Annotated in this window: 1 protein-coding gene; it reads right to left on the reverse strand. The window is 65.7% G+C overall.

Annotated elements, in window-relative coordinates; translation table 11 throughout:
- The coding region (locus B4M62_RS13175; protein WP_290713795.1) for an Hsp70 family protein at nucleotides 1-743 on the reverse strand (743 nt) is incomplete at both ends.

A 743-nucleotide genomic window follows, 5' to 3' on the forward strand; every position in this document is an offset into this window, starting at 1 on the left:
TCGAGCAGCAGCACGTCCTTGACCTCGCCGCGCAGCACACCGGCCTGCAGCGCCGCGCCCACCGCGACGACCTCATCGGGGTTGACGCCCTTGTTGGGCTCCTGACCGCCGGTGAGTTCCTTGACCAGCTCGGTGACCGCGGGCATGCGGGTCGAGCCGCCGACCATCACCACGTGGTCGATGTCCTTGACCGAGATGCCGGCGTCCTTGATGACCGCCTGGAACGGTGCGCGGGTGCGCTCGAGGAGATCGCTGGTGATCTTCTGGAACTCGCTGCGCGAGAGCTGCTCATCGAGGAACAGCGGGTTCTTGTCGGCGTCGACGGTGATGTAGGGCAGGTTGATCGAGGTGCTCTGCGAGGCGGAGAGTTCGATCTTCGCCTTCTCAGCGGCCTCACGCAGGCGCTGCAACGCCATCTTGTCCTTGGTCAGGTCGATGCCGTGCTGGGCCTTGAACTTCTCGACCAGCCAGTCGACGACGCGCTGATCCCAGTCGTCGCCGCCGAGGTTGTTGTCACCCGACGTAGCCCGGACCTCGACGACCCCGTCGCCGATTTCCAGCAGCGATACGTCGAAGGTGCCGCCGCCCAGGTCGAAGACCAGGATGGTCTGCTCTTTCTCGCCCTTGTCCAGGCCGTAGGCCAGCGCGGCTGCGGTCGGCTCGTTGACGATGCGGAGCACGTTCAGGCCAGCGATCTGACCCGCTTCCTTGGTGGCCTGACGCTGCGCGTCGTTGAAGTAGGC

It is taken from the genome of Gordonia sp. UBA5067 (assembly GCF_002414845.1).
In the GTDB taxonomy this organism is placed as follows: domain Bacteria; phylum Actinomycetota; class Actinomycetes; order Mycobacteriales; family Mycobacteriaceae; genus Gordonia; species Gordonia defluvii.